This window comes from Aeromonas sp. QDB34 (assembly GCF_027705405.1).
Taxonomy (GTDB): Bacteria; Pseudomonadota; Gammaproteobacteria; order Enterobacterales; family Aeromonadaceae; genus Aeromonas; species Aeromonas hydrophila.
Window position 1 is genome coordinate 1 of the sequence record NZ_JAPDBT010000024.1, and the last position, 25,156, is coordinate 25,156.

The window sequence follows — 25,156 nt, forward strand, 5'->3', positions numbered from 1 at the left end:
GCCCATTTCTGTCAGGCTGAAATCTATAACCTTCGCGGGCATGTGTCAAAAAATGGGAAAGCAGACTCTATTCTGACTGTCGTTTTCAGAAGACGGCTGCACTGAACGTCAGAAGCCGACTGCACTATAGCAGCGGAGGGGTTGGATCCATCAGGCAACGACGGGCTGCTGCCGGCCATCAGCGGACGCAGGGAGGACTTTCCGCAACCGGCCGTTCGATGCGGCACCGATGGCCTTCGCGCAGGGGTAGTGAATCCGCCAGGATTGACTTGCGCTGCCCTACCTCTCACTAGTGAGGGGCGGCAGCGCATCAAGCGGTGAGCGCTCTCCGGCACCGCCAACTTTCAGCACATGCGTGTAAATCATCGTCGTAGAGACGTCGGAATGGCCGAGCAGATCCTGCACGGTTCGAATGTCGTAACCGCTGCGGAGCAAGGCCGTCGCGAACGAGTGGCGGAGGGTGTGCGGTGTGGCGGGCTTCGTGATGCCTGCTTGTTCTACGGCACGTTTGAAGGCGCGCTGAAAGGTCTGGTCATACATGTGATGGCGACGCACGACACCGCTCCGTGGATCGGTCGAATGCGTGTGCTGCGCAAAAACCCAGAACCACGGCCAGGAATGCCCGGCGCGCGGATACTTCCGCTCAAGGGCGTCGGGAAGCGCAACGCCGCTGCGGCCCTCGGCCTGGTCCTTCAGCCACCATGCCCGTGCACGCGACAGCTGCTCGCGCAGGCTGGGTGCCAAGCTCTCGGGTAACATCAAGGCCCGATCCTTGGAGCCCTTGCCCTCCCGCACGATGATCGTGCCGTGATCGAAATCCAGATCCTTGACCCGCAGTTGCAAACCCTCACTGATCCGCATGCCCGTTCCATACAGAAGCTGGGCGAACAAACGATGCTCGCCTTCCAGAAAACCGAGGATGCGAACCACTTCATCCGGGGTCAGCACCACCGGCAAGCGCCGCGACGGCCGAGGTCTTCCGATCTCCTGAAGCCAGGGCAGATCCGTGCACAGCACCTTGCCGTAGAAGAACAGCAAGGCCGCCAATGCCTGACGATGCGTGGAGACCGAAACCTTGCGCTCGTTCGCCAGCCAGGACAGAAATGCCTCGACTTCGCTGCTGCCCAAGGTTGCCGGGTGACGCACACCGTGGAAACGGATGAAGGCACGAACCCAGTGGACATAAGCCTGTTCGGTTCGTAAGCTGTAATGCAAGTAGCGTATGCGCTCACGCAACTGGTCCAGAACCTTGACCGAACGCAGCGGTGGTAACGGCGCAGTGGCGGTTTTCATGGCTTGTTATGACTGTTTTTTTGTACAGTCTATGCCTCGGGCATCCAAGCAGCAAGCGCGTTACGCCGTGGGTCGATGTTTGATGTTATGGAGCAGCAACGATGTTACGCAGCAGGGCAGTCGCCCTAAAACAAAGTTATGTTCGCTGAGGAGAGTCAGTGTTACGAGGATTGAATCATATTACTATTGCAGTAAGTGACCTTGAACGTTCCGTGGAGTTCTATACGCGTCTATTAGGAATGAAGGCACATGTCCGCTGGGATAGTGGGGCATATCTGAGCTTGGAGGCTACTTGGATTTGCTTGTCTTGTGACGAAGTGCATCCGAGCCAAGATTACTGTCACATCGCGTTTGATGTTTCCGAAGAGAATTTCGAACCAGTTACTAAAAAGCTTCGCGAAGCACATGTCGTTGAATGGAAACAAAATAGAAGCGAAGGACTTTCTTTATACTTGCTCGATCCTGACGGCCATATATTGGAAATCCATAGCGGTAGCCTACAAAGTCGTTTGGAATCGTTGAAGTCTAAACCCTATCAAGGGTTAGTATGGCTATAAGCAAACATAACAAGTCAATTAACTACGCGCCTGCGGCGCCGGACGTGCTAGCGCACGCCGGTTATTTCGGGCGTTAGGCATCACAAAGTACAGCATCGTGACCAACAGCAACGATTCCGTCACACTGCGCCTCATGACTGAGCATGACCTTGCGATGCTCTATGAGTGGCTAAATCGATCTCATATCGTCGAGTGGTGGGGCGGAGAAGAAGCACGCCCGACACTTGCTGACGTACAGGAACAGTACTTGCCAAGCGTTTTAGCGCAAGAGTCCGTCACTCCATACATTGCAATGCTGAATGGAGAGCCGATTGGGTATGCCCAGTCGTACGTTGCTCTTGGAAGCGGGGACGGATGGTGGGAAGAAGAAACCGATCCAGGAGTACGCGGAATAGACCAGTCACTGGCGAATGCATCACAACTGGGCAAAGGCTTGGGAACCAAGCTGGTTCGAGCACTGGTTGAGTTGCTGTTCAATGATCCCGAGGTCACCAAGATCCAAACGGACCCGTCGCCGAGCAACTTGCGAGCGATCCGATGCTACGAGAAAGCGGGGTTTGAGAGGCAAGGTACCGTAACCACCCCAGATGGTCCAGCCGTGTACATGGTTCAAACACGCCAGGCATTCGAGCGAACACGCAGTGATGCCTAACCCTTCCATCGAGGGGGACGTCCAAGGGCTGGCGCCCTTGGCCGCCCCTCATGTCAAACGTTGAACGACAGCTTTCCCAAAAGCTCTACGGCTGCTCTGGGTCGACACCGGTAATCGGATCGTTGCCGCACTGAACAGCGCCCCGTTCCAGGTCGCCTCCATTTATGCGGCTGAACCGAGGGAGAGCAGCTTTACGCCGTCTGGCCGCAGTTCGCCCTTGGGCGACACGTGCCGGTAGAGCGTCTGCCGGGTAATCCCGAGTTCTTCGCAGAGATCGCCCACCTTGGTTTCCGGTTGCCCCATGCTGGCCATCGCCAGGCGTAGCTTGGCGGCGGTCATCTTGAAGGGGCGCCCCCCTTTCCTGCCGCGAGCGCGCGCCGAGATAAGTCCAGCGACTGTTCGCTCGGAAATCAACTCACGCTCGAACTCGGCCAGCGCGGCAAAAATACCGAACACAAGCTTGCCGGCGGCAGTCGTCGTGTCGACCGCCGCACCGTGACCGGTCAGGACCTTCAGGCCCACGCTACGCGCAGTTAGGTCGTGCACGGTGTTGATCAGGTGGCGCAGATCACGGCCAAGCCGATCGAGCTTCCACACGATCAGCGTGTCCCCTTCACGAAGCGCCTTCAGGCAAGCAGCCAACCCTGGGCGATCATCGCGCCTGCCCGAGGCCAGATCCTCGTAAAGGTGCGCAAGGCTCACACCAGCGGCGATGAGCGCATCGCGTTGCAAATTGGTGGACTGGGATCCGTCCGCCTTCGATACCCGCATGTAGCCGATCAGCACCTTTTCACCCGTCACGTATACGTTCGATTATGTGACAGTGTGCGCCGGAAAATTCTGGCCGTCAAAATTTGTCACTTAACCCGTCATTCTGTCTAAGACATGCAAAGGGTCCATCAGGCTCGTAATGTGACAGAAATTCCGGGGGGATGCCTTCCTTTGCAAAGGTGGCTCGCAACTGTTCCAGGGAAGCTGGGTCGCGCCGACCATAGGAAGCCAAGGCGAACAGCGAGCGCGCCGTCTCGGGGTTGTGCCGCGCTTCAATGATCGCCTCACTGATAGCTTGGACCGCCCGTTGCCAGTGATTGACGGGTTCGGGCTTCGGCGCTTTCGCCGGCAGACCACTGGTGAACCCGGTTTGGGGCTCGGACCAGAACAGCTTTGCATGCTCGCCTGGCGGGCTTATATCCCTCACCTCAATCAAGCTGATTGCCGCTGCCGCTGCCTCCAGCATCTGCAACCGTACTGCCGGGTTCAGGGTTTCATACGGTCGCCACAGACTTTGCCCAGCACGCAGCGGATGCCCGCAGCCTTGCCAGACTTGGCGGAGATACCCCGCGTAGGTTCCGCACGCCGAAAGCGGGGTGTTCAGCTCATCGAGCAGCGTGCGTAGCAGCCGAAACCACAATCCAGCGTGGATGCGTCGGCGCGGCAGCTCCACGTGACCGGTTGTCAGTGCCTGCCAGGTACGCTGGTCCATCGCCGCAATCGCGTCGCTGGCGGTGCGCGGTTCGGCGTCGGCGTTCTCCCAGCCGAGAAACCGCCCTGGCACGCCCCAATAGGATTCCAGCCAGCAGCCATGCAGCGGGCAGCTCAGCATCAGGGGCAGCTTCCATGCAAGCAGTACGGCTTGGTTTGCCGGGTCGTTCAGACAGAGCGGACAGGCGCGATGTATCGGCTGGCTGGGCAGCCAGGCACGCCAGCTCGTGATGGATCGCGTCCTACGGCGGAGTTTCGGCAGCAGCACCGAGAGCTGGAACGCATAGGTTTCCAATGCATCTGGAATCTGATCATCAAGACTGTCCAGTAGCCAAGGCACCCAGCCGGCGAAACTCATGCAACGCAGCCGATCCGGCTCGATGCCGCTCCGCAGGGAGAGCATCTCCAGCAGCGCCAGTGGTGGCGCGGTGTCCAGGTCATCAACCTGACCGTGACCAAGATCGTGCTCCAGCAGCTCGGACACCTCCATGTGATAGCAAAGGGCCACGCGGTTGAGCCACGAAGACAAGGCTTCGCCTTCCCTGGGAGCCGGATGCAGTGGCCAGCGTGGCGCTGGCTTCACATCAGTTCCCGCTCGAATTGCCGCCGCCGCTCGCTGGGACCGGTGTAATCGGCCATGCTGAGCGTGCGATGGTTGATCGCTTCCTCGCAGCTCTCCACGGCGACGATGGCCGCTGCCATCAGCAAGTGCGCCAGTTCGCCTATGGTGCCCTCGCTGCGTGTGAGCAGGTAGCGGGCCATGTCCAGCGTGGCAATCGACGAGGGTCGCCGCAGAGGAAGCGAAGCGGCGAAGCTGGCCAGCAGTGAGCAGCAATCGTCGTTGGCCTCCCACAGCGGCAGCATCATCGGCTCGAAGCGGTTTTCCAACTGGTCATCCGAGCGGATGGCCAGATAGGCGTCGCGCGTGCCAACCCCGACCAGTGGGATGCGCAGTTCGTTGCCGAGGAAGCGCAGCAGATTGAGGAATTCCCGGCGGTTGACGCTGTTACCAGCCAGGACGTTGTGCAACTCGTCGATCACCAAAATGCGCACGCCGACCTTGCGCAGCAGTGCCAGCGCCAGTTGCTCCATTTCCGGCAGTCGTGGGCGCGGTCGCAATGGCGCACCCATCGCCGCGAGCAGCGCGACGTAGAAGCGGATCACAGACGGCTCGGACGGCATCTGCACGACCAGCACCGGGATGTGCTCCTGGTCGGCATCGGCGCTGGCCAGATGCGTGCGCCGGAACTTCTCGACGATCATCGACTTGCCGTTGTTGGTCGGGCCGACCAGCAGCAGGTTGGGCATGCGTTGCTTGTTTGGCCACGCATACAGGGTTTCCAGCCGGTTCAGCGCCTCGACCGCGCGGGGGTAGCCGATCCAGCGGTCGGCGCGAAGGCGTTGGATGCGCTCGTCCGCCGGCAGCCGGGCCAATCCCTGCGCCGCCGGCAGCAGGTGGGACAGCTCGATGATGGGATATTCTTCCACGGCTACCACTCCTCAATCTGGTCGAACGGTTTGGCGGGCGGCTGGTTGTCCGCCTGCTGGTCATCCATGTCAGCGTCCGGTGGTGGCGTGGCTTTGACAGGCGGTGCCGTTGCCTTGAGATGCTGGCGTCGATCTGCGTCGCGCCGCGCCTTGCGCGTGGTCTTCTGCGCGGTGGTCACGATTTTGCGCATCTGGTCGATCATGCGGAACAACGCCGACTCATCCACCTGTTCGCGCCCTTGCTGCCGCAATTTCATCAGCGCCTGCCGTTGTTCCCAGAGGGTGACAGCCGGGTGCGACAAGGTACGGTAGGGAATTTCCAGGTAGTGCTGTCCCTCCGGTTCCAGGACCCAGATACGGCTGATGTCGCGCGGATCGCGCCGGATCAGAAAGGACGGCCAGCGTTCACGCCGCGCAATCCACGGCTTGAGCGCATCGGCGTAGTAGTGGATGTGGTCGATGACAAAGCCGGTGCGGGTCAGCGTGCGCCGGAGGATCGGCAGAAAATCGACCAGGAACGAAGTAGCGCGTGTGACGACGGCCGGTACGCCGACACGCGCCACGGCCTCGGCCCAGCGCGCGGCCGGCGGTTGGAGCAGGCCGTTGTGCACCGAACCGTGGTAGGTGCCGACCGCCAATGTGAGCCAGCGCTCTAGCTCGCGCAGCGTCAGGGCGGCCTTGTTTTCGGAATCGTAGTCGCCGCGCTGGTCAGGGTTGGAGAAGGTCGTTCCCGGCAGTTCGTCGTGAATCATCTGCATCGCCGTGCCGATGATCCGTTCCACGATGCCGCCATAGTGCGGCTGTCCCAGCGGGCGATAGTCCAGCCGGATGCCATGCTGCTCGCAACCCCGGCGCAGGGCCTCGCTCTTGAACTCGGCCGCGTTGTCTAGGTAGAGCAGCAAGGGCTTGCCGCTCATCTGCCAATCCATTTCCACGTTCAGTCCTTCCAGCCAAGGGCGCTTGTCGCAGGCGACATGCACGAGGCACAGGCCAACCGAAACGGCAGACGGCGCTTCCAGCGTGACGACCATGCCGAGCACGCAGCGGGTGAACACGTCGATGGCGAGGGTCAGGTACGGGCGGCCAATAGGTTGCCGGTCGCGGTCATCGACCACGATCAGGTCGATGACCGTATGGTCTATCTGCACCTGCTCCAGCGGCGCGGTCACGGCAGGAGGCTCGCCGCCCACACCTTGTAGGTCACGAGCGGCATCCTGGCCTTCCCGCCGGCGGATGACCTTGCGCGGGTCAAGGCTAGCGATCCGTAAGGCCACGGTATTGCGCGCCGGCACTCGCAGTTTTTGAGCCTTGCACACCTGAGTGACTTCGCGGTGAAAGGCCGCTAGGCTGCGCTTCTGCTTGGTCAGGAACCGCTTTTGCAGTAGCTCGTGGATGACGCGCTCGACCGGTTCCGGCAAGCGCCCCTTACCTTTACCTCCACCGGACTGGCCGGGCACCAGATCCGTCACGAGGCCGCTGCCTTGCCGGGCACGCCGGATCAGAACGTATACCTGGCGCCGAGACAAGCCCAGCGCCTGAGCCGCCATATCGGCCGCTTCGTGCCCGACCGTCTCCGACTGCGCCAACGGACTGATGATCTCCGCACGACGGCGCGCACGCTCCCAAGCCTCATCAGGCAGAGTGGCCACGCCTTGTTCTGGAATCCGTGGGGTGTCCGTCGCCATGCTCACCTCGCTTTGGTGCACACGAGTATTGAGCATAGTCGAGATTGGTGCAGATCACTTCTGATATTGAACTGTCAGGAGCTGGCTGCACAACAGCCATTACGCCCAATCAACTGGTGCAGTCGTCTTCTGAAAATGACAGCGGCCCTGCCTGACATCAAGTTAGGGTATAGCCTAGATTGACATGCGCGATGCAACCCTTAACTTGCTTGCACCTATCGTTTCCATGCTAGCTTTATCGTAACGCTCAAGAAATTGGGCTTAATGCCGAAAACAATAAAATAAAACAGCCAACCCTTGAGGTTCTTATGCGCCAGAATTTACCAGTGACGGGTCGAAACTTAGAACTCCCAAAAGATGCCAATATTCTTTCGACTACCTCCCCTCAAAGCCATATCACGTACGTTAATCCTGACTTCATTAAAATCAGTGGTTTCACTGAGGAAGAACTATTAGGCCAGCCTCACAACATCGTAAGACACCCAGATATGCCGCCTGCTGCATTTGAGCATATGTGGAGTACATTAAAATCTGGCCGCTCATGGATGGGGCTAGTAAAAAATCGCTGTAAAAATGGCGACCACTATTGGGTAAGTGCTTATGTAACGCCAATAGCTAAGAATGGTTCGATTGTTGAATACCAGTCTGTAAGGACCAAGCCTGAACCTGAGCAGGTTTTGGCTGCGGAAAAATTATATGCTCAATTGAGAAGCGGGAAGGCCGCGAGGCCGAAATTGGCTGCTAGCTTTTCCGTGAAAATACTCTTGCTCATATGGGGTAGTATTATATCAAGCGCAATGGCTGCCGGCATGCTTACTGATACATCAATAAGCTGCTTACTGATACATCAATAAGCAGCTTATTGTTAGCCACTTTAATGTCAGGAAGCTTAAGCTCTGTTAGTGTTTTGGCTATTCTCTCTCCTCTTGGAAGACTGGTTGAAAGAGCCAGGAATATTTCCAATAACCCATTAAGTCAATCCCTCTACACTGGGCGCACCGATGAGTTTGGCCAAATAGAGTTTGCTTTACGAATGATGCAAGCTGAAACAGGCGCCATAGTAGGTCGCATAGGTGATGCATCAAATCGGCTTAGCGAACACACCCGAGGCCTACTAAAGGATATTGAGTCAAGCAATGTACTTACAGTTGAGCAGCAGGCAGAGACAGATCAAATAGCAACGGCAGTAAACCAAATGGTGGCAAGCATTCAAGAGGTTGCGAGCAATGCACAGCATGCTGCAGATGCGGCCGGAAGAGCAGACACTGAGACGGCATCTGGCCAGCGTCTGGTAGCCCACACAAGCCAGTCAATCACTGCCCTTGAAGGTGAAATTAGGCAAGCCACTCAGGTTATTCATGAGCTTGAAGGTCAAAGTAACGAGATATCAAAAGTTCTTGACGTTATACGAGGGATCGCCGAGCAAACGAATTTGTTGGCACTCAACGCAGCAATTGAGGCCGCGCGTGCTGGTGAGCAGGGGCGTGGTTTTGCTGTTGTCGCCGATGAGGTTCGCAGTCTTGCTGCTCGCACACAGCAATCGACAACGGATATTCAAAGCATGATCAGCGCTCTACAAGAGCGAGCGCAATCCGCTGTTACAGTCATGGAGCAAAGTAGTCGGCAAGCGCACACGAGTGTAGCTCACGCAGAGGAAGCAGCTACAGCTCTTGATGGAATTGGCCAACGCGTTAACGAAATTACCGACATGAACGCGCAAATAGCGACTGCGGTCGAGCAGCAGGGAGCAGTAAGTGAAGACATAAACCGCAGTATTATCAATATACGCGATGCTGCTGATACCAATGTACAGACCGGGCAGAATAATTTGCAAAGTGCGAAATCTGTCGCTCAGTTAACTAGCGCTCTGAGCGAACTGGCAAAACAGTTTTGGGAAAAACGAGGATAACGCTTTTCAGTATCTCGACAGGGATAACTTACTTTACCATCGGTTATCCCTTTTAGCCGCACAAATTTTAGCCATGGCTTTTCAGGAAGTCAGGGCTATCAGAATGGCCTTAGAAAGCCTAGTCAAAGAGCTGTCACGAGAACACCGTTAGCTTAGCGTACGATTTTTTCCGAATTCTGCGGTTCCCCCGTGTGGACCGAACCGGAGTTGCATTCGGTGGGATGGTGTTGCCGGTCGGTCCAGTGTTCAGAGGGATCCGGTACGTGGCGGGCCTCGGGCCGTGACCGGTTAAGTCGAGCCAGAGCCGTCGCAGGCTCGGTACCCTGCCGGCGGTTGTTCCGGTACTGCGTCCGGCGGTGCTGGTGTTGCTGGTGGCCCAGGTCGACCACTGCCGGCAGGGGGGGGCCGGTGCGGCTTACGGTGCCCCGGTGTAGCAGGTGGTTGCGGGCCACCGCGGGCTCAGCGCCCCGGGTAGGGGTCGTTTGCGGGAGGGGGCGGAATCCTACGCTAAGGCTTTGGCCAGCGATATTCTCCGGTGAGATTGATGTGTTCCCATCCGAGCGGCGAAACATGGGCCAAGAGATCGGGCGATAGCAGCTTTCCATCGCGTTTCTGGTTTGCAACGACCTCGCCGAGCTTCATGGTGTTCCAGAAGATGATGATGGCGGCGAGCAGATTCATGCCGGCGATGCGGTAATGCTGGCCTTCGGCGGAACGGTCGCGGATTTCACCGCGGCGGTGGAAGCTGATTGCCCGCTTCAGCGCATGATGAGCTTCGCCTTTGTTGAGCCCGATCTGGGCACGCCGTTGGAGTTCGGCATCCAGAATCCAGTCGATCATGAACAGGGTGCGCTCGACGCGACCGACTTCCCGCAGGGCTGTCGCGAGCTCGTTCTGCCGCGGATAGGAGGCGAGTTTCCGCAGAATCTGGCTTGGCGCGACGGTCCCGGCAGCAATGGTGGCGGCGATGCGCAGGATGTCGGGCCAATTGCGCTCGATCATGGCTTGGTTGACCTTTCCGCCGATCAACGCTCGCAGGTGCGCCGGGGCGGCCGACGGATTGAACGCGTAGAGCCGTTTGGATGGCAGGTCGCGGATGCGCGGAGCGAACCGGTAGCCGAGAATGGCACATGCGGCAAAGACGTGATCGGTGAAGCCGCCCGTGTCGGTGAACTGCTCGCGGATATGGCGTCCAGCATCGTTCATCAGCAGGCCATCGAGGATGTAAGGCGCTTCGCTTGCCGTTGCAGGAATCACCTGGGTTGCGAACGGCGCATATTGGTCGGAGACGTGGCTATAGGCTTTCAGGCCCGGGGTATTGCCATATTTCGCGTTGACCAGGTTCATGGCCTCACCTTGCTCTGTAGCGACGAAGAACTGTCCGTCGCTCGAAGCCGACGTGCCCATGCCCCAGAACCGGGCCATGGGTAACGCTGCCTGTGCCTCGACCACCATGGCCAGCGCCCGGTCATAGGCTTCGCCCTCGACATGCCACCGTCCAATGCGGATCAATTCCCAGAAGGTGTGGGTGTTTGTCGCATCCGCCATTTTGCGCAAGCCGAGGTTGATCCCTTCCGCCAAGATAACGTTCATTAGCCCGATCCGGTCAGCGCAGGGTGCTCCTGTGCGCAGATGGGTGAACGCTTCGGTGAAGCCGGTCGCCGCATCCACCTCCAGCAGGAGATCGGTGATGCGCGTGGGCGGGATCTGCTTGTAGAGATCGAGCACCAGATCTTCGGCGCCTGTCGGCGCGGCGGCTTCGAGTTTCTCGATATGCAGAACGCCGTTTTCAATCGACCCGCCCGGGATCGTGCCTGCGCGAGCGGCACGGCCAAGCTCGCGCAACCGCATGTCGAGGCGAGCTTGCCGGTCTGCCAGCCATTCCTCCGGCCGCAATGGCACAGCGAGACGACCGCCTTCCGCGATGGATTGTGCCGGAACGAGTGCGTGTTTCAGATCGCCATAGCGCCGGGACCTAGTAAGCCAGACATCTCCGGAGCGGAACGCATCGCGCAGATGGAACAGCACCGCGATCTCCCATAGGCGAGCGTCGCCAGCCCTCTGGGCCCGAAGGTGGCGATGCCATTTCGAGCTGGGCCGCAAGAAGCTGGTCATCGCGGCATCGTTCAAACCGGTACGAAGGGCCGTCACCGCTTCCAGAAGCGGCAGTGCAACGGGCGCAGCTCGCAGATCGAGCAGGCGCAACATGCGTGGAGCGTATCGGCGGAAGCGGTGATAACCGTCGAGCACATGATTGAGCGGATCGTCGGCCATGGTGGCGGTCAGCCTGGTTGCCATTGCAACAAGGGTTTTTAAGCCGTCCCACCCTGACCCACTCGCGATGACATCGCCCAGCGGCTGGCCATCATCCTGTGCATCGACCAGGGCGCCCCCGATCTCGGCGAAGGATTTCAGGGTGTCACGCACCACCCCCGCTTCGTCTGCGACCTTTGCATGGCAAATACGCTCCGAAGCACGGTAGAGACGGCCGACGATCCGGTCGTGGGTTTCGACCACTGCGTCGGCCAACATCGCCTGCCATTCCGAGACGCAAACAGCCAAGATCGCAAGCCGCCTGTCCTCCGGGAGATCGCGCATGCCGTCGGCATAATACCGTTCACCCTGCCTGCGCAGACGAGTCACCCGATGGGCAGGAACGCCGGCAAGCAGATCCTCGGGGAGATCGATGCGTTGCAGATATTCGAGCCGGTCGAGCAGCCGGTTGGCCGACGAAGAGTTCGAGCCAGGCTCGAACTGGCGCAGCCACACAAAACGGGTCACCCGATCATCAGCCGTCTCCTCGAGCAATGCCAGCAACTGTTCTCGGATCGACATAGGCAGCCGACTGGCGATCCTCGTCTCGATGCGTCGCTCGGCATCGACGAGAGCCGCGGCACAAAGCCGCTCGATCGTGGATGTCGCGGGAAGGACAGTGCGGGTGCGTCGGCACTCGGCTACGAAGCGACGGGCGATATCCTCGTTCGACACCGCCATCTCGGCTTCTCGGAACAACCATTCCTTCAGCTCGCTCGCACCACGTCCGGAGAAGGTGCGGAAGCCGTAGAGCCCCCGTAACTCGGCAAGATGCTCGTGCCGTGTTTCCTCGCGGGCAGCATAGTCTACGAGATCGTCGGCACCCAGGCCAAGCTGCGCTCCGATAAATTCGATGACCTCTGCAGGGATCAGTTCGCCTGGAGCCAGCACCCGGCCGGGATAGCGCAGGACACACAATTGCAGGGCGAAGCCGAACCTGTTGTGAGCGCGCCGACGCAGCCTGATATGCCCAAGGTCTTCATCACTCAGCGTATAGTGCTTGAGCAAATCCGTCTGTGAAGTCGGCAAGCGCAACAGCGCGTCTTTCTGCCGATCGGTTAGAGTGACGCGACGCGGCATACATGTTCCTTTTTCAAAATCTGATAGCGTTCAAGACGCTTTGTTTATGAAGCTGGTTGAGATACATTTCCAGAGGTCAATGCAATCGTGGCCGAAGCGCCGCCTCAAACCAACGTTTGTGATACATGCTGATCGGATATGCCCGCGTCTCCAAAGCCGATGGCTCGCAGTCTCTCGACCTGCAGCACGACGCCTTGCGCGCCGCAGGTGTCGAACGGGACAATATCTATGATGATCTTGCTTCCGGCGGTCGTGATGATCGCCCTGGCTTGACTGCCTGCCTCAAGTCATTGCGTGACGGCGATGTGCTGGTGGTCTGGAAGCTCGATCGCCTCGGACGATCGCTTGCCCATCTGGTCAACACGGTGAAGGAGCTGTCAGACCGCAAGATCGGCCTGCGGGTTCTGACTGGAAAGGGCGCTCAGATCGACACCACGACTGCGTCCGGTCGCATGGTGTTCGGAATCTTCGCCACCTTGGCCGAGTTCGAGCGGGATCTGATCCGAGAGCGCACCATGGCGGGTCTCGCCTCCGCGAGAGCGCGCGGTCGCAAGGGCGGACGAAAATTCGCGCTCACCAAAGCTCAGGTGCGTCTCGCGCAAGCCGCCATGGCCCAGCGCGATACTTCAGTTTCCGATCTCTGCAAGGAACTCGGCATCGAGCGCGTCACTCTCTACCGATATGTCGGTCCCAAAGGCGAGCTCAGAGACCATGGAAAGCATGTTCTCGGACTTACGTAGCAACTCGTTTCTTTTCGCAGGTTGAGCCACCTCCGCGCTTCATCAGAAAACTGAAGGAACCTCCATTGAATCGAACTAATATTTTTTTTGGTGAATCGCATTCTGACTGGTTGCCTGTCAGAGGCGGAGAATCTGGTGATTTTGTTTTTCGACGTGGTGACGGGCATGCCTTCGCGAAAATCGCACCTGCTTCCCGCCGCGGTGAGCTCGCTGGAGAGCGTGACCGCCTCATTTGGCTCAAAGGTCGAGGTGTGGCTTGCCCCGAGGTGATCAACTGGCAGGAGGAACAGGAGGGTGCATGCTTGGTGATAACGGCAATTCCGGGAGTACCGGCGGCTGATCTGTCTGGAGCGGATTTGCTCAAAGCGTGGCCGTCAATGGGGCAGCAACTTGGCGCTGTTCACAGCCTATCGGTTGATCAATGTCCGTTTGAGCGCAGGCTGTCGCGAATGTTCGGACGCGCCGTTGATGTGGTGTCCCGCAATGCCGTCAATCCCGACTTCTTACCGGACGAGGACAAGAGTACGCCGCAGCTCGATCTTTTGGCTCGTGTCGAACGAGAGCTACCGGTGCGGCTCGACCAAGAGCGCACCGATATGGTTGTTTGCCATGGTGATCCCTGCATGCCGAACTTCATGGTGGACCCTAAAACTCTTCAATGCACGGGTCTGATCGACCTTGGGCGGCTCGGAACAGCAGATCGCTATGCCGATTTGGCACTCATGATTGCTAACGCCGAAGAGAACTGGGCAGCGCCAGATGAAGCAGAGCGCGCCTTCGCTGTCCTATTCAATGTATTGGGGATCGAAGCCCCCGACCGCGAACGCCTTGCCTTCTATCTGCGATTGGACCCTCTGACTTGGGGTTGATGTTCATGCCGCCTGTTTTTCCTGCTCATTGGCACGTTTCGCAACCTGTTCTCATTGCGGACACCTTTTCCAGCCTCGTTTGGAAAGTTTCATTGCCAGACGGGACTCCTGCAATCGTCAAGGGATTGAAACCTATAGAAGACATTGCTGATGAACTGCGCGGGGCCGACTATCTGGTATGGCGCAATGGGAGGGGAGCAGTCCGGTTGCTCGGTCGTGAGAACAATCTGATGTTGCTCGAATATGCCGGGGAGCGAATGCTCTCTCACATCGTTGCCGAGCACGGCGACTACCAGGCGACCGAAATTGCAGCGGAACTAATGGCGAAGCTGTATGCCGCATCTGAGGAACCCCTGCCTTCTGCCCTTCTCCCGATCCGGGATCGCTTTGCAGCTTTGTTTCAGCGGGCGCGCGATGATCAAAACGCAGGTTGTCAAACTGACTACGTCCACGCGGCGATTATAGCCGATCAAATGATGAGCAATGCCTCGGAACTGCGTGGGCTACATGGCGATCTGCATCATGAAAACATCATGTTCTCCAGTCGCGGCTGGCTGGTGATAGATCCCGTCGGTCTGGTCGGTGAAGTGGGCTTTGGCGCCGCCAATATGTTCTACGATCCGGCTGACAGAGACGACCTTTGTCTCGATCCTAGACGCATTGCACAGATGGCGGACGCATTCTCTCGTGCGCTGGACGTCGATCCGCGTCGCCTGCTCGACCAGGCGTACGCTTATGGGTGCCTTTCCGCAGCTTGGAACGCGGATGGAGAAGAGGAGCAACGCGATCTAGCTATCGCGGCCGCGATCAAGCAGGTGCGACAGACGTCATACTAGATATCAAGCGACTTCTCCTATCCCCTGGGAACACATCAATCTTACCGGAGAATATCGTTGGCCAAAGCCTTAGCGTAGGATTTCGCCCTCTCCCGCAAACGACCCCGGGTAGCCGGCGACCGGGCGGGGATTCGGCGCGGCCTCCGATGGGTCTGTGTTGCAGGTGGCCCCGGGCGGCAGCGAGTTCGGCATCCAGGGTGCCCAGCAGCGGCGGGGTGATCGGTTGTAGCGGCCGGCGGGTTCGGTTAGAGGGTGGCCACTGCCTGCGGGTGTTCCGGTGCTTGCCGGTGGCGCTGCAGCTCCCGGATCGGTGCTGTTGCCGGTGGGGCCGGGAGTTGTGGTGGCTGGTTTTTGTCGGTGTGCATGCAGAGTAGCAAGCCAAGGCTCCGGCGGTATTCGAGCTCCACACACTGGTGTGCTGAGTCTAAGGGGCCCGGACTAAATGATCAGGGCTGATTCTGCAGATGCTGGCCGCCGAGCGGGTACCGCTATCCCCATTGGTGCCCTGGGTCGAGTAAGCCGATGCGCAATACCTGGTACGTCTCGGGCTGCTGCGTGCTCGGCGCATGGGGGGCCACTGAGGTACAACGTCTGGCGGGGCGGTGCAGCAGGATGGCCCGGGTCACCGTGGGATCGGGCAGAGGGCGGCCACCGCCGGCGGGGGATCGGGTGCTACGTCCGGCGGTGCCGGCAAGTGTGCTGGACCAGGTGGCGGCGGGATTTACTCGGTGTGCATGCCGATCTCAAGATCCTGGGCTTTGGTAGCGCTCGCGCTGGCCTTTGTGGAGTGTGGTTGACGGATCGTGCCGCCGCGGACTCTTTGGCCAGTGTGGACCGATCCGGAGTTGTATTCGGTGTGGTGGTGCTGCCGGTGGCCCCGGGCCGCCGCGGTCTCGGAGCCCGAGTTGGCCACCGCCGGCGGGGTGGATCCGGTACTCTGTCCGGCGGGCCGGTACAGCAGGTGGCCCCGGGCTGCCGGTCGGTTCGGTGTTCAGGGGGAGCCGGTGCATGGCGGGCCCTGGGCCGGGGCTGGTTAAGTCGAGCCAGGGCCGTCGCAGGCTCGGTACCCTGCTGGACGAGTGTTCCGGTTCATGGCAGTCGGCGGGGCCGTCAGGTGTGCTGGGGCTGGCAAGGCCCGAGCTCAACGTCCCAGGTAGCCCGCCCCATTATCGGTTTCGGTTCGGTGTTCAGAGGACCGGTTTGGGATGCTCGGTGCGTCCCGGGCTGGATATCCGGTTCGCGTCATGCGGTTAGGCTCGAGATGGCGGCAGGCATTTGTTTGCTTGCCAAGTCATGGATGTGAGGAAGGAGGAGATTATGAGGGCGTTTGTTCTGACGCTTTAAGGCCGTAGAACTCAGCCTTAGGGCTGCCACGGTCAGGCCTGCAGGTGTGCGGGAGCCGGTGTTTCTTCGGCCGGCACCTTGGTTGGCCCCGCCCCTGCAGGATCTGGCGCCGGCTCCAGGCATGCTAGGCCAGTACCTTGGATAACTCCACCCGGCCGGTACTGGCGGGGCCTCGGGCCGGCGAGAGCCGATGCCCCCCCCCCGGCCTTCGCCTTAGTTGGCCCCCTGCCCATACAGAATCTAGCTGCAGCTTGCTGATGTGCCTACCTAGCGATCTCTCGAACGGTGCATCGCCGAGTCGACCTGAAGTGAATAAGCAAAAAAAGGCCGCACAATCGCTGTACGGCCTTCAATTCATTTCGCCATCATACCAAGTAAGTAACCTGTAATGCCTGAACAGATAATGGCTACCAACCAGGGAACATTTGTAACAACATTCAGCTTGCTTCCCCTCTCCTTCATTTCGGAGCGGGCTATGAAGTCTAACTCACTCCTCATCGCATCGAGAGTTGAACGATGCACACGAATAAATCGCTCGTTTTCTTCATCAAGCCGCTCTAGCATGACACCAAAGCGTGTTGCTGCATCATGTATCTCTTGCCGCTCACGGGATAGCCATTTTAAAAGCGACTCAATCTTGCTAAACAGTTCGTGGGTACGCTCCACCTCTCGTTGTAGGCGGCTGGCTGCCTGAATGGCTTCGTACACATCACCAAGCATGGATGCAAAGATCGCCTGGTAATGTTCTGCCGGTAACAAGCCCCCCTTCAACGATAGGTTTTCCGGGGCCATTAGGCGACCTGCTTAGTAAGACGTAAATCCCCCCAGACTGTAGTGAGCTTCTCAAGGAGCGGAACACAGCACATGCGTAGAGTGTGCATGGACGTCAGTTCTTCTACCTTCCTGGCATCGAGCTCCAACCCTTCTGTACGAGATTTCATAACGATAGCCTTTGCCTCACTTTTGTAGTCTCGAGTATCAGCTACCACGCTAGCAAGGCTCAGCTCCTGCCGCGACAGCATTTCAAACGCCGGGTTTTCTTCTACTGCCCACCGGAAGTCGGTCTCCACTTTTGTATGCTTTTTCATGTATGACACGAAGCTTGCAAACTGGTCGAAGGAGAAGAATGTGGCTGGAATTTTGTTGAAAATCGGGCGAATCCGAGCAGGGTCAACGCCAATTTCCAACAGCGTGTTGATGGTTTCTGCCGCCTCTGCCTGGCAACGCTTCTCTGGTGTGAGGGGGATAAAGTAGTAGTCGAACTCTTGGCAAGAGTTACTGAACTTGCGAAGTCCGTCGATGAAGAACCGGACGTTGCTCATACCCACATCGATGATGGCCTCATCTTCTACCATGATTGAATTCATCAGATTTGAGAATTGACCCCCGTTCATTGTGGTTACGTCAACACCAAGTGCATCAGCGGCCTGGTTCATGTCCTCAATCGAGAAGAGCTGGGCTGCGGGCATCATGGTTTTCAACCAGTGGGCAGACAGAACGGTTTTTCCTACAAATCCTGTTTTAGATACAACAACAATCTTCATCTATTAATTCCCTAATATTCAGAGTTTTACCTTGCCTGCCCACACGTCAACAACTACAGGCGTTTCCACCTTATTGGATGTGGCAGAAGGAAGTCGTTCGGCCACATGACTACGCTGCACGGCGGCTGGCGCCATTTTGGGTTCCTCGCTGGGGACGAGAGGAGTTGGTTGGGTCGAACTATGGCTTGCCAATATTTTCTGTCTTCGTTTTACGAACGCATTTATTGCGGACCTTGTTATCTCAATGTTGTACTTCTCCTCTAGGTACTCACGGATCACCTCAAGCGAATGTTTACCCCTCAGCTCCAGGAGTTCATCTGTATAGGGCTCGAGTTTCGATGCGCCTTTTCTGCTTGGTAACATAAGGTCCTCGCTAAGAGATGCTGTCTAGGTGCCAAGGATTGGTGATTGTTGTGCTCATTTTCGCCCTTACCCTTGTCAACGCTTTGCATCATAAACGAATCACATTTGATGCAAGTCGTATCACCATTGAGCTACCAACGTAGTCGCCTTGTATCACTGTTGAACTACTGTCGTAGTTGCCTTGTATCACTTCTCGGCGGGTTAACGACCGTGTTGGTGACGGTGATGATTTGCGGGGAAGAATCAGTATGCAGTTACTTCTTCCAATCAGGCTGGGGCTGGTGACGAATGAATGTGATCGGTCATCTGATGTGCTTTTGGTTTAGTTGGCCGCATTTAGCTGAGGGCAGAGCTTGTGCCTCCAGCTGCGCCTATTGCCAAAAAATAGACAAACCCATAATTCCTGAATTATCATCCCAAGACCTAAAAACATGGAATTGACGGTGGAAGTCGAATGATCAGTGTATTGGAAAGACAGCAACGCTTGGTGGGCTTCGAGAAACTCCGCAACCAAGCAAGAATGGTGTTGGGGTACATAGCCGATGTTAAGCAAGACCGCCGGGACTCCTCCATTGAGGACGGCTATCAAAGTGCGGTTTACACGATGTACCAGGTGCAGCGTTTACCGGAAATGACCCGGGCCAGAGTTGAAGGGGCCATCAAGGTGTTGCGTGATGGTGGCCGAGAGTTTAGCCGGCTACCAGCAGAGAAAAACGCGCTCCAACCACACACATTTTCTCATGCCGATGTGCGGGCCATTTACAAGGCCGCAGGCCAGCGTTCGTTTGCCGAGATCAAGTCCACTCTTGGCTCCGATACTCGCGCTAAGGTGGTAGCTTGCCAGAACCTAAAGGGGGGGGTTGGCAAGACCACATCGACCGTTACCATCGCGACCGGTTTGGTTCATCATCGCAACCTGATCCGTCATCAATTGCGGGTAGCGGTTATTGACATGGATCCCCAGGGGTCAACTTCCGTTGCTTTTGGGTTCGCCGGGCTTGGAAAAGTGCCACAGCATTCTGCAATCGAAGCCATTGCCAGCAGAGCCACACCTGAAACGGTAAGGTCATGGATGCTGCCTACTTCTAGCGATGGGCTATTCGTCATGCCGGCGGGTACAGCTGATGGTTTCTTTTCACTGCAGGCATACCAACACGCTGCAGATACCGGCATCAACATGACCGAATTGCTGACAAAATATGTCATTGATCCGATTCGTGATCACTTCGATCTCATCTTGCTTGATGCGGGTCCTCATCTTGACGCGGCCTTGATTAACACTTTGCAAGCGAGTGACAGCTTGTTTGTTGCTATTGGCCTCGACCCGCTGGAGTTTGACTCGAGCTTGAAATTCCTCGAGTCCATTCATGGGTTGTTGGCGAATATCCCCTCCCCAAACCTGGATCCCGCATCAGTCTGGCTTCTGGGCAGTAAATTTGACGGCACCAATCCACAGCATCTGGATAACTACATGATGCTCAAGAACCTTGAACCAGCGAAGTTGTTTGTCAACAGGATGGAGCAACTGAGGCCATTCTCTTCTGTCACTGAAGATGGCCGAACCGTATTCACCATCCAACCGAAGCATTATGCAGGAGATACCCGGTCACTCCGACGTGCCCAGAACGTTGCGGAGAACGTTGTGGCTGAGTTTTTCTCTAACATTCTTGAGGTATCGAACTGATGAGCAAAAAGCGCACGCCAATGAGCACAGGCCTAGTGGCCCACATGGCTGCATCAGCAGCCGAGCCGTCCATTTCAAGCGGTGTGTTCAGCATACCTGAGGATGTGGCTGGGGGATTTCTGGACGCGGAAGAAGCATTGGCCAGCAAGATTCGATCGACTGGTGCTTTCCGGGTTATACGCCTTAAAAATGGGCGCCTCGTGCGGCTGACGTCAGTCTATATCCCCTCCGCACATGTTGAGGAGCTAACCTATATCCACGAAGCGAATATTCGCTCCAAGTCGGGAGTGACTGAAGAAACTGTAGATGACCTGATCGGCTCAGTTCGGTCTGGTGGCGTCGTGATGGAGGTGTTGGCAGTACGAGGAGCAGATACCAGGTATGGCATATTTGACGGTCAGCGTCGCCGATACTGTGCACTGTTGGCGGATAAAGGCTTACCCATAGCTTACACCGACGAAACAGAGGATCTGAGCATGGCAGAGCTACGCGAGCTCAGTCGACTTGCCAACCTCACTCGACCCAACTCGCTTTATGATAAAGGGCTGCATTATGCCCGGGTGATGAAGGATGAAGGGTTAGATGTACTCCAGGCCGCAGCACTTTTCGGGGTGCATGAGTCAGAAGTCCGCGCCTCACAGTGGGCACTTGAGATCCCGCTGCCACTCTATGAACTGCTACCGGATGGAACTGGTACTGGGCGCCCAACAATACTAAATCTGCGAAGAACCCTAAAGCTACTCACGAAGGGACAAGTTGAAGCCCTGATATTATGGGCCCAAGGTAAAGAGCCATACCCCTCAGCACCGAAAGCACTGGCCGACATTGCCGCACAAGCAACAGAACTTGCGGGTGAAAAGCCGAAAAAGCGCACCAATGTGAATGTGATTGCCGGAATCGAGGTGAAGCAAAAAAAGGGCAATACTTTCGAGTTGACCCTACCAGACGAGATTTCCAGTCAGCAACTGTTCGATCTCCTTGCTATGCTCAAAAAGTGAGGATCAAGCAGGGAGGGCTGGGCATGGGAGCAACAGCATCAATAGGATTCCACCAACCTGCCAGTAAATAAAAACCGCCATCGGGCGGTTTTTATTTAGGGTTGCGTTCATGGCACTCACTGAGTCTTCGGAGAGTAACCGAACGATGACCACACTTTTTCGTCAATGGGTATGGGGTCAACTGATAACCGGTGTACGTCGAAAAACGCACCGTGGGAATCAAGGCCGCCATGCCGGAACATATTCCACATGAGTTGGCCAACAATCCTGGCTGCCGTAGAGTTAACCCCGAAATCTTGCTTGGCGACGGCCTCCGCTGATGAACAGCTCTTGGATAGGTCATCCACCATCACCTCATACTGCCCCGCAAACAGGTCATAGGCTGTCGGCAATCCCGCCCCCCCTAAGACTACCTGCCCCGTCTTGTTATCGTTGCCTGCGTCAATCCAGAGGCCGTTTCCTTTGCTCAACGTTGCAAACTTCGACCCGAATTGCGCACGAAAACTGGGCTTGTCCACAGCGGTGATATATACGGTTGGACGGCGGCGATTAAAGTGTCCTTGGCCCACATCATAGTCTGCCTTAGCTTCCCAAGCGAATCCGTTATAGCAACGCTCCGCATCGACCAAGGCTTGTGCTTTGGGGAGCCCCAGGTCTGCCGCATGGAACCTCTGGCGACCTAAATTAGCTTCACGAACCGGAGAGCCATCATAGGCGGTCACACTGATGCCGGGATGACCAAGACGGGCCAAGAGATCATGTAACATTGACAGTTCGCCCATGACAAAACTGCCAGTCCCTCCACACCCAATAAGCACAACATCCACTTCCTGAGACAAATACTCAATGGGGGTTTTCCACTTCATCGCCCTGCTCCTTTACTCAACTCAACGTTCGCAATTATCCCCTTCTTTATCGTGATGCAACCTGCTCAATCCAATCTCCGAGATAGCCAATTCTCGTCATTTGGGAGGCTGTTATTGTCGGGATTACGCCGGTCTTTCTCCGCTCTACGTCCATTCCGACCCAAAACGCGGTTGGCGTAGAGCCGTCGGCTAACGCTTGGGAGTTGTTACTGTGTGTTTTCAGCGCCTCGTACATGCAAGCCTCAATCTCCGGCAAGGTCGAGAAATTAATTTCTCGGGGCAACGTTGCACTCCCAAGGCAAAACCCTCCCCCGTGGTAGCAGTTGGGCATCGGAACATCGTAGACATGGTTCTCGGGTGTAGGGCGCTCATCGGTTTCCAGAGCGGCTACAGATAGCCGTGCCGACCCTTTCTGGATATTGAACACAAGTGCTGGCCAACGGATCTGGAAACCGCACCTCTCACCACCTACCTGTAACCATAACATTCCTTCCCGCGAGGGCTGATACCATGTAATGGCGCTTGGGCTACTGAGCAGCACGTTTGAGGGGATGAATTGGTAGTTGCCCTTCGTGTTACCCTGGGAGCGATCCAGCGACCCTGTGAGGTCTGCCAACAGATCCTGAATCGTCTGCATTGAAAGGGGTTCACCTAGCCCAAGTTTGTCGTCAACGATGGCGTGTCGTGTAATGCCGGTCAGGTCTGCCATCTGCTCACTAGAGCTGGAAAATACGAGCGCAAGGCGGGGTAGACTCTGTTTATTCTGACAGGCGTTATTTCTGACCACTTGCATGACCTGTTTCCTCTTTCATGTTGTTTCCTGCGACGTACACAGCGGCCATAATTGCAATGCTTCGCTGCCACGATTCCATGGCCATCAAAGTATCATCATTGATGTGGACGCAAACGCTAGAGGTACAAAGATCCCCGTTCATGGCAAATTCGTTGTGAGTGTTGTAGGCATCATCAGCAAGCTCCCTGCGCGACAGCACCTTTGTTTCAAAGGGGATTTTAAAGTCAATGGATATGTCAGACTCGTCTTGATAGTCGAAAACCTCTTTCGCTACCCTATTGGTCGCCATTTCCCTTTCAATGATCGTCTGAGCCCCCAACAGGAAGGCACTCAGAGAGGTGTTATCATCCACCTCACTCAGGCGGCCAAATACAGCCGCAAGCCCCCCTTCAGCTGTGATCTCCTTCACTGACTGAGCGATTTCAGTCCAGCCAGCTTTCTGATGGCAATAATCAAAACAGCTCCACATGGCTGAGTATCCATCACCACCGAGTTCATCACTGGCATCTTTGACCTTCATAAGAACAGCAGTTGCCTCTGCTTTGCCACCGACTAGCAGCACGAGTTTATCGAAAAAGTCGGGGGCTTCTGATTCGATGCTGGGAGCAGAGTCTATCTTGGATAATTCACTTTCGGCCTGCTCCAAAACGCCGATGAACTCGTCAATTTGGCTGGCCTCCAAAGTCTCTGGTAACTCAAGATCGTAACACTCAGTCATCCAGTCGAGGGTGTATTCAAAGAAGGCATTACTTGGGATGAACCCAACAAGTGGGAGTTGTGAGAACATGAGGTTTTGAAATGCTGCGAGGTAGTCGCTGGACACTGACGATGGAAAAACCATGAATTCGAGGTCAGAGAACAGCCTAAATCTGAACTGCTCGCTGGCCTGACCGAACTCATTACCATTTCGGTCGTTAACAAGGCCAAAACTAAAATCAAGTATCTGCCTACAAGTTGCGTAGTTATTGTCAAACTCTGTGGCCAACGCTTCCCCACCCACATTTTTTAGGATCTCCCGCAGTTCGCAGGCACATACCTCCCCTGCCCTTTCAGCCCGCTCAGACAGCTCTTGGCATACAACATGCGCAAGATCCTCAAAGCGACTCAGGCGCTCAGCTAGAGTCTGCGCTGCCATCAAATTGGTCAGTTCTGTGGCCCCCCAGCCGTTCTTGTGAGCCAGCGTGACGACAGGCTTCAACAGTGGTGCAATTTCCCCCAGAGAATGAATTGATGAATGGAAACCATCTGTAGCCGCAAACCCCGGTCTTGGTATTACAGCCCCGCGCAGACGCAAGGAGGGGGGTACTTGCAAACGCGCGCTAGCCTGCCCTTTCAGCGAGGCCGGCTCGCCCAACCGGATTGCAAATCCCGCTCGGTTGGTGCTCGCGCTACTCTCTGAGCAAACTGCATCCATTTCACTTTCTCCTTGGCAAATTCTTCTAGGTAGTTTTGATCTGAAACTTGCTCTGTTGGCTGTTCTGGCTCAGCCTCAATTACATCCAGCCATGCGGCTAATTCATCATGAGTCGGCATGTAAGCACCTCCTATGCAGCCAGTATCCCTTAGATTGCTCAGACGCAAGATCAGCTCAAACTCCCAAAAATACAGTGTATTTTTGTTGCTCCCTTGCGCTGCCGATAACAAGTTGGAAACACAAATACACTGTATTTTTCTGCTGCCTGTTCACCGACAACATCACCCCATCAGCAGTACTGGGTCACTCAAACCTCCCCTAGGACTGATAGCTGGCGGCTGAATCCACACACACAAAAGATAAAACCGCCTTGCGGCGGTTTTCGATCCCCTCCCCTCCCAACATCTAACCGTTGGTTTTGACTGGGGGTATTAGAAATTCGTATTGCAAGGTATTCCCTACCAGAAGGCCATCGGTCTCGTACAAGGTTGTCCAACGTACCTGTGGGTAGGTGGCTGATAGGATTTGTTGTGCCGTTTCGAGTGGCAGGCCAGGAACAGGGTCATCTACGATAGCAGAGCCAATTTTAAAGGTTCGACGCAGTAAGTTGATGGTTTGCATATGGACTCCCCTTAGATTCCCAAAGAGGACAAAATGTCTTGGTCAAAAAGTGCTTGGGCATCAACTTTCTCCTGAACTGCCCCTGCCCCTGCCCCTGCCCCTGCCCCTGCCCCTGCCCCTGCCCCTGCCCCTGCCCCTGTTGGAATAGCTCCATCAGTCACTGGATGTGTGGCTTCCCCCTTTTTCTTCTTCGGCTCAACACCCTTGACCGCCGCTTGAGATACAGCCTTCTGCAATTGCTCAGTGATGCTGGGCTGGCGTAATGTATCAGAGAGACCTTGAGCGTACTCGTCAAGGATCTCAGCTAAGCGAGTATCAATGTCACCTAGAGGTGCGGAAACGACAACCGGAGTTGTCAGGGCAGCACGGTAGGCTTGCCCCCTCTCCTGATAGCCTGCCCCCGCAACATTGGCCGCAGGAGCCGAGAGGACGGGGATGATGATCACCTGTGTTAACTCTGCCGAGCCGGACACTTGAAGGTTGAATTGACTCACCCCGAGGCGAGTGGAAAGGCATTCAATCAGGGGCTGGAACATGGAAATTTCTCCGGTCTGTTTCTTTATTCAGTGGACTTAGGTTAACCCGATACCGGATGATGCAAGGGGGCATAGCGATTAGTTTGCCC

The 25,156-nt window shown here is 56.6% G+C and carries 23 protein-coding genes; 9 read left to right on the forward strand and 14 right to left on the reverse strand.

The features are described from left to right. Positions 1-279 precede the first annotated feature (279 nt). Positions 280-1,293 carry a class 1 integron integrase IntI1 gene (gene intI1 / locus OKC29_RS20135; protein WP_270669567.1) on the reverse strand — a complete coding sequence of 338 codons (1,014 nt, stop codon included), beginning with the start codon at positions 1,291-1,293 and terminating at the stop codon, positions 280-282. Positions 1,294-1,451: 158 nt separating this feature from the next. Between intI1 and OKC29_RS20140 the strand changes: the two genes are divergently transcribed. Together OKC29_RS20140 and OKC29_RS20145 are read left to right on the forward strand one after the other, a co-directional pair. Continuing rightward, positions 1,452-1,850 (forward strand): FosC2 family fosfomycin resistance glutathione transferase, encoded by a 399-nt coding sequence (locus tag OKC29_RS20140; RefSeq protein ID WP_270669568.1) that lies wholly within the window; start codon positions 1,452-1,454, stop codon positions 1,848-1,850. Positions 1,851-1,947: 97 nt separating this feature from the next. Beyond that, positions 1,948-2,502 (forward strand): aminoglycoside N-acetyltransferase AAC(6')-Ib4, encoded by a 555-nt coding sequence (locus OKC29_RS20145; protein ID WP_003159191.1) that lies wholly within the window; start codon positions 1,948-1,950, stop codon positions 2,500-2,502. Positions 2,503-2,664: 162 nt separating this feature from the next. Here the strand turns inward: OKC29_RS20145 and OKC29_RS20150 are convergent, their stop codons facing one another. The 4 genes from OKC29_RS20150 to OKC29_RS20165 all read right to left on the reverse strand — a co-directional run bounded on the left by OKC29_RS20150 (position 2,665) and on the right by OKC29_RS20165 (position 7,157). Further along, positions 2,665-3,288 (reverse strand): recombinase family protein, encoded by a 624-nt coding sequence (locus OKC29_RS20150; RefSeq protein WP_003155741.1) that lies wholly within the window; start codon positions 3,286-3,288, stop codon positions 2,665-2,667. Positions 3,289-3,349: 61 nt separating this feature from the next. Next, complete coding sequence (locus tag OKC29_RS20155) at positions 3,350-4,567, reverse strand: TniQ family protein (RefSeq protein WP_230064635.1); 1,218 nt, start codon at positions 4,565-4,567, stop codon at positions 3,350-3,352. Continuing rightward, complete coding sequence (locus tag OKC29_RS20160) at positions 4,564-5,472, reverse strand: TniB family NTP-binding protein (protein ID WP_028604704.1); 909 nt, start codon at positions 5,470-5,472, stop codon at positions 4,564-4,566. Before OKC29_RS20160 ends, OKC29_RS20155 begins: the two co-directional genes overlap by 4 nt. A gap of 2 nt (positions 5,473-5,474) precedes the next feature. Then, a complete protein-coding gene (locus tag OKC29_RS20165; protein ID WP_172688984.1) occupies positions 5,475-7,157 on the reverse strand; it encodes a Mu transposase C-terminal domain-containing protein in 1,683 nt (560 codons plus the stop codon). 308 nt (positions 7,158-7,465) lie between these two features. Between OKC29_RS20165 and OKC29_RS20175 the strand changes: the two genes are divergently transcribed. Beyond that, the gene (locus OKC29_RS20175; RefSeq protein ID WP_245155528.1) at positions 7,466-8,011 is read left to right on the forward strand and encodes a PAS domain-containing protein; all 546 of its coding nucleotides are present in this window, start codon (positions 7,466-7,468) and stop codon (positions 8,009-8,011) included. An 8-nt stretch (positions 8,012-8,019) separates the two neighbouring features. Further along, positions 8,020-9,066: a methyl-accepting chemotaxis protein gene (locus OKC29_RS20180; protein WP_024175926.1), complete on the forward strand. Its 1,047-nt coding sequence runs from the start codon at positions 8,020-8,022 to the stop codon at positions 9,064-9,066. A 507-nt stretch (positions 9,067-9,573) separates the two neighbouring features. On the opposite strand, the gene OKC29_RS20185 is transcribed toward OKC29_RS20180, so the two are convergent. Then, on the reverse strand, positions 9,574-12,459 hold the full coding sequence (locus OKC29_RS20185) for a Tn3 family transposase (protein WP_001138082.1): 2,886 nt from the start codon (positions 12,457-12,459) through the stop codon (positions 9,574-9,576). Positions 12,460-12,584: 125 nt separating this feature from the next. Between OKC29_RS20185 and OKC29_RS20190 the strand changes: the two genes are divergently transcribed. The 3 genes from OKC29_RS20190 to OKC29_RS20200 all read left to right on the forward strand — a co-directional run bounded on the left by OKC29_RS20190 (position 12,585) and on the right by OKC29_RS20200 (position 14,904). After that, positions 12,585-13,199, forward strand: a complete 615-nt coding sequence (locus OKC29_RS20190) for a recombinase family protein (RefSeq protein WP_000904906.1) — start codon at positions 12,585-12,587, stop codon at positions 13,197-13,199. Between the two features lie 65 nt (positions 13,200-13,264). Continuing rightward, positions 13,265-14,068, forward strand: a complete 804-nt coding sequence (aph(3'')-Ib, locus tag OKC29_RS20195) for an aminoglycoside O-phosphotransferase APH(3'')-Ib (protein WP_001082319.1) — start codon at positions 13,265-13,267, stop codon at positions 14,066-14,068. Then, on the forward strand, positions 14,068-14,904 hold the full coding sequence (locus tag OKC29_RS20200) for an aminoglycoside O-phosphotransferase APH(6)-Id (protein ID WP_000480968.1): 837 nt from the start codon (positions 14,068-14,070) through the stop codon (positions 14,902-14,904). The genes aph(3'')-Ib and OKC29_RS20200 overlap by 1 nt, the downstream gene beginning before the upstream one ends. A 1,698-nt stretch (positions 14,905-16,602) precedes the next feature. Here the strand turns inward: OKC29_RS20200 and OKC29_RS20205 are convergent. From OKC29_RS20205 to OKC29_RS20215, 3 genes are read right to left on the reverse strand one after another with little or no spacing between them, the layout of a single operon-like run. After that, the gene (locus tag OKC29_RS20205; RefSeq protein ID WP_103829034.1) at positions 16,603-17,040 is read right to left on the reverse strand and encodes a hypothetical protein; all 438 of its coding nucleotides are present in this window, start codon (positions 17,038-17,040) and stop codon (positions 16,603-16,605) included. Next, the gene (locus tag OKC29_RS20210) at positions 17,040-17,792 is read right to left on the reverse strand and encodes a hypothetical protein (RefSeq protein ID WP_103829033.1); all 753 of its coding nucleotides are present in this window, start codon (positions 17,790-17,792) and stop codon (positions 17,040-17,042) included. Before OKC29_RS20210 ends, OKC29_RS20205 begins: the two co-directional genes overlap by 1 nt. 18 nt (positions 17,793-17,810) lie before the next feature. Next, positions 17,811-18,155: a hypothetical protein gene (locus OKC29_RS20215; RefSeq protein WP_128343918.1), complete on the reverse strand. Its 345-nt coding sequence runs from the start codon at positions 18,153-18,155 to the stop codon at positions 17,811-17,813. A 454-nt stretch (positions 18,156-18,609) separates the two neighbouring features. Between OKC29_RS20215 and OKC29_RS20220 the strand changes: the two genes are divergently transcribed. Together OKC29_RS20220 and OKC29_RS20225 are read left to right on the forward strand one after the other, a co-directional pair. Beyond that, positions 18,610-19,839 (forward strand): ParA family protein, encoded by a 1,230-nt coding sequence (locus OKC29_RS20220; RefSeq protein ID WP_103829032.1) that lies wholly within the window; start codon positions 18,610-18,612, stop codon positions 19,837-19,839. After that, complete coding sequence (locus OKC29_RS20225; RefSeq protein ID WP_103829031.1) at positions 19,839-20,837, forward strand: ParB N-terminal domain-containing protein; 999 nt, start codon at positions 19,839-19,841, stop codon at positions 20,835-20,837. The genes OKC29_RS20220 and OKC29_RS20225 overlap by 1 nt, the downstream gene beginning before the upstream one ends. Positions 20,838-20,953: 116 nt before the next feature. Here the strand turns inward: OKC29_RS20225 and OKC29_RS20230 are convergent, their stop codons facing one another. The 5 genes from OKC29_RS20230 to OKC29_RS20250 form a co-directional block, all read right to left on the reverse strand. Further along, a complete protein-coding gene (locus OKC29_RS20230) occupies positions 20,954-21,703 on the reverse strand; it encodes a PRTRC system ThiF family protein (protein WP_103829029.1) in 750 nt (249 codons plus the stop codon). A gap of 46 nt (positions 21,704-21,749) precedes the next feature. Beyond that, positions 21,750-22,496 carry a hypothetical protein gene (locus OKC29_RS20235; protein WP_134695593.1) on the reverse strand — a complete coding sequence of 249 codons (747 nt, stop codon included), beginning with the start codon at positions 22,494-22,496 and terminating at the stop codon, positions 21,750-21,752. Beyond that, positions 22,477-23,694: a hypothetical protein gene (locus tag OKC29_RS20240; RefSeq protein WP_128343915.1), complete on the reverse strand. Its 1,218-nt coding sequence runs from the start codon at positions 23,692-23,694 to the stop codon at positions 22,477-22,479. Before OKC29_RS20240 ends, OKC29_RS20235 begins: the two co-directional genes overlap by 20 nt. 134 nt (positions 23,695-23,828) lie before the next feature. Next, complete coding sequence (locus OKC29_RS20245; protein ID WP_128343913.1) at positions 23,829-24,029, reverse strand: hypothetical protein; 201 nt, start codon at positions 24,027-24,029, stop codon at positions 23,829-23,831. A gap of 513 nt (positions 24,030-24,542) precedes the next feature. Beyond that, positions 24,543-25,067: a hypothetical protein gene (locus tag OKC29_RS20250; protein ID WP_134695594.1), complete on the reverse strand. Its 525-nt coding sequence runs from the start codon at positions 25,065-25,067 to the stop codon at positions 24,543-24,545. Positions 25,068-25,156 lie beyond the last annotated feature (89 nt).

What these genes read in the sequence shown, in the direction of transcription:
- OKC29_RS20185 (WP_001138082.1), bottom strand. Translation starts at nt 12,459, where the DNA reads ATGCCGCGTCGCGTCACTCTAACCGATCGGCAGAAAGACGCGCTGTTG.
- OKC29_RS20215 (WP_128343918.1), bottom strand. Translation starts at nt 18,155, where the DNA reads ATGTTACCAAGCAGAAAAGGCGCATCGAAACTCGAGCCCTATACAGAT.
- OKC29_RS20165 (WP_172688984.1), bottom strand. Translation starts at nt 7,157, where the DNA reads ATGGCGACGGACACCCCACGGATTCCAGAACAAGGCGTGGCCACTCTG.
- OKC29_RS20190 (WP_000904906.1), top strand. Translation starts at nt 12,585, where the DNA reads ATGCTGATCGGATATGCCCGCGTCTCCAAAGCCGATGGCTCGCAGTCT.
- OKC29_RS20220 (WP_103829032.1), top strand. Translation starts at nt 18,610, where the DNA reads ATGATCAGTGTATTGGAAAGACAGCAACGCTTGGTGGGCTTCGAGAAA.
- OKC29_RS20200 (WP_000480968.1), top strand. Translation starts at nt 14,068, where the DNA reads ATGTTCATGCCGCCTGTTTTTCCTGCTCATTGGCACGTTTCGCAACCT.
- OKC29_RS20175 (WP_245155528.1), top strand. Translation starts at nt 7,466, where the DNA reads ATGCGCCAGAATTTACCAGTGACGGGTCGAAACTTAGAACTCCCAAAA.
- OKC29_RS20250 (WP_134695594.1), bottom strand. Translation starts at nt 25,067, where the DNA reads ATGTTCCAGCCCCTGATTGAATGCCTTTCCACTCGCCTCGGGGTGAGT.
- OKC29_RS20235 (WP_134695593.1), bottom strand. Translation starts at nt 22,496, where the DNA reads ATGCAAGTGGTCAGAAATAACGCCTGTCAGAATAAACAGAGTCTACCC.
- OKC29_RS20210 (WP_103829033.1), bottom strand. Translation starts at nt 17,792, where the DNA reads ATGAAGATTGTTGTTGTATCTAAAACAGGATTTGTAGGAAAAACCGTT.
- OKC29_RS20225 (WP_103829031.1), top strand. Translation starts at nt 19,839, where the DNA reads ATGAGCAAAAAGCGCACGCCAATGAGCACAGGCCTAGTGGCCCACATG.
- OKC29_RS20230 (WP_103829029.1), bottom strand. Translation starts at nt 21,703, where the DNA reads ATGAAGTGGAAAACCCCCATTGAGTATTTGTCTCAGGAAGTGGATGTT.
- OKC29_RS20205 (WP_103829034.1), bottom strand. Translation starts at nt 17,040, where the DNA reads ATGGCCCCGGAAAACCTATCGTTGAAGGGGGGCTTGTTACCGGCAGAA.
- intI1 (WP_270669567.1), bottom strand. Translation starts at nt 1,293, where the DNA reads ATGAAAACCGCCACTGCGCCGTTACCACCGCTGCGTTCGGTCAAGGTT.
- OKC29_RS20245 (WP_128343913.1), bottom strand. Translation starts at nt 24,029, where the DNA reads ATGCCGACTCATGATGAATTAGCCGCATGGCTGGATGTAATTGAGGCT.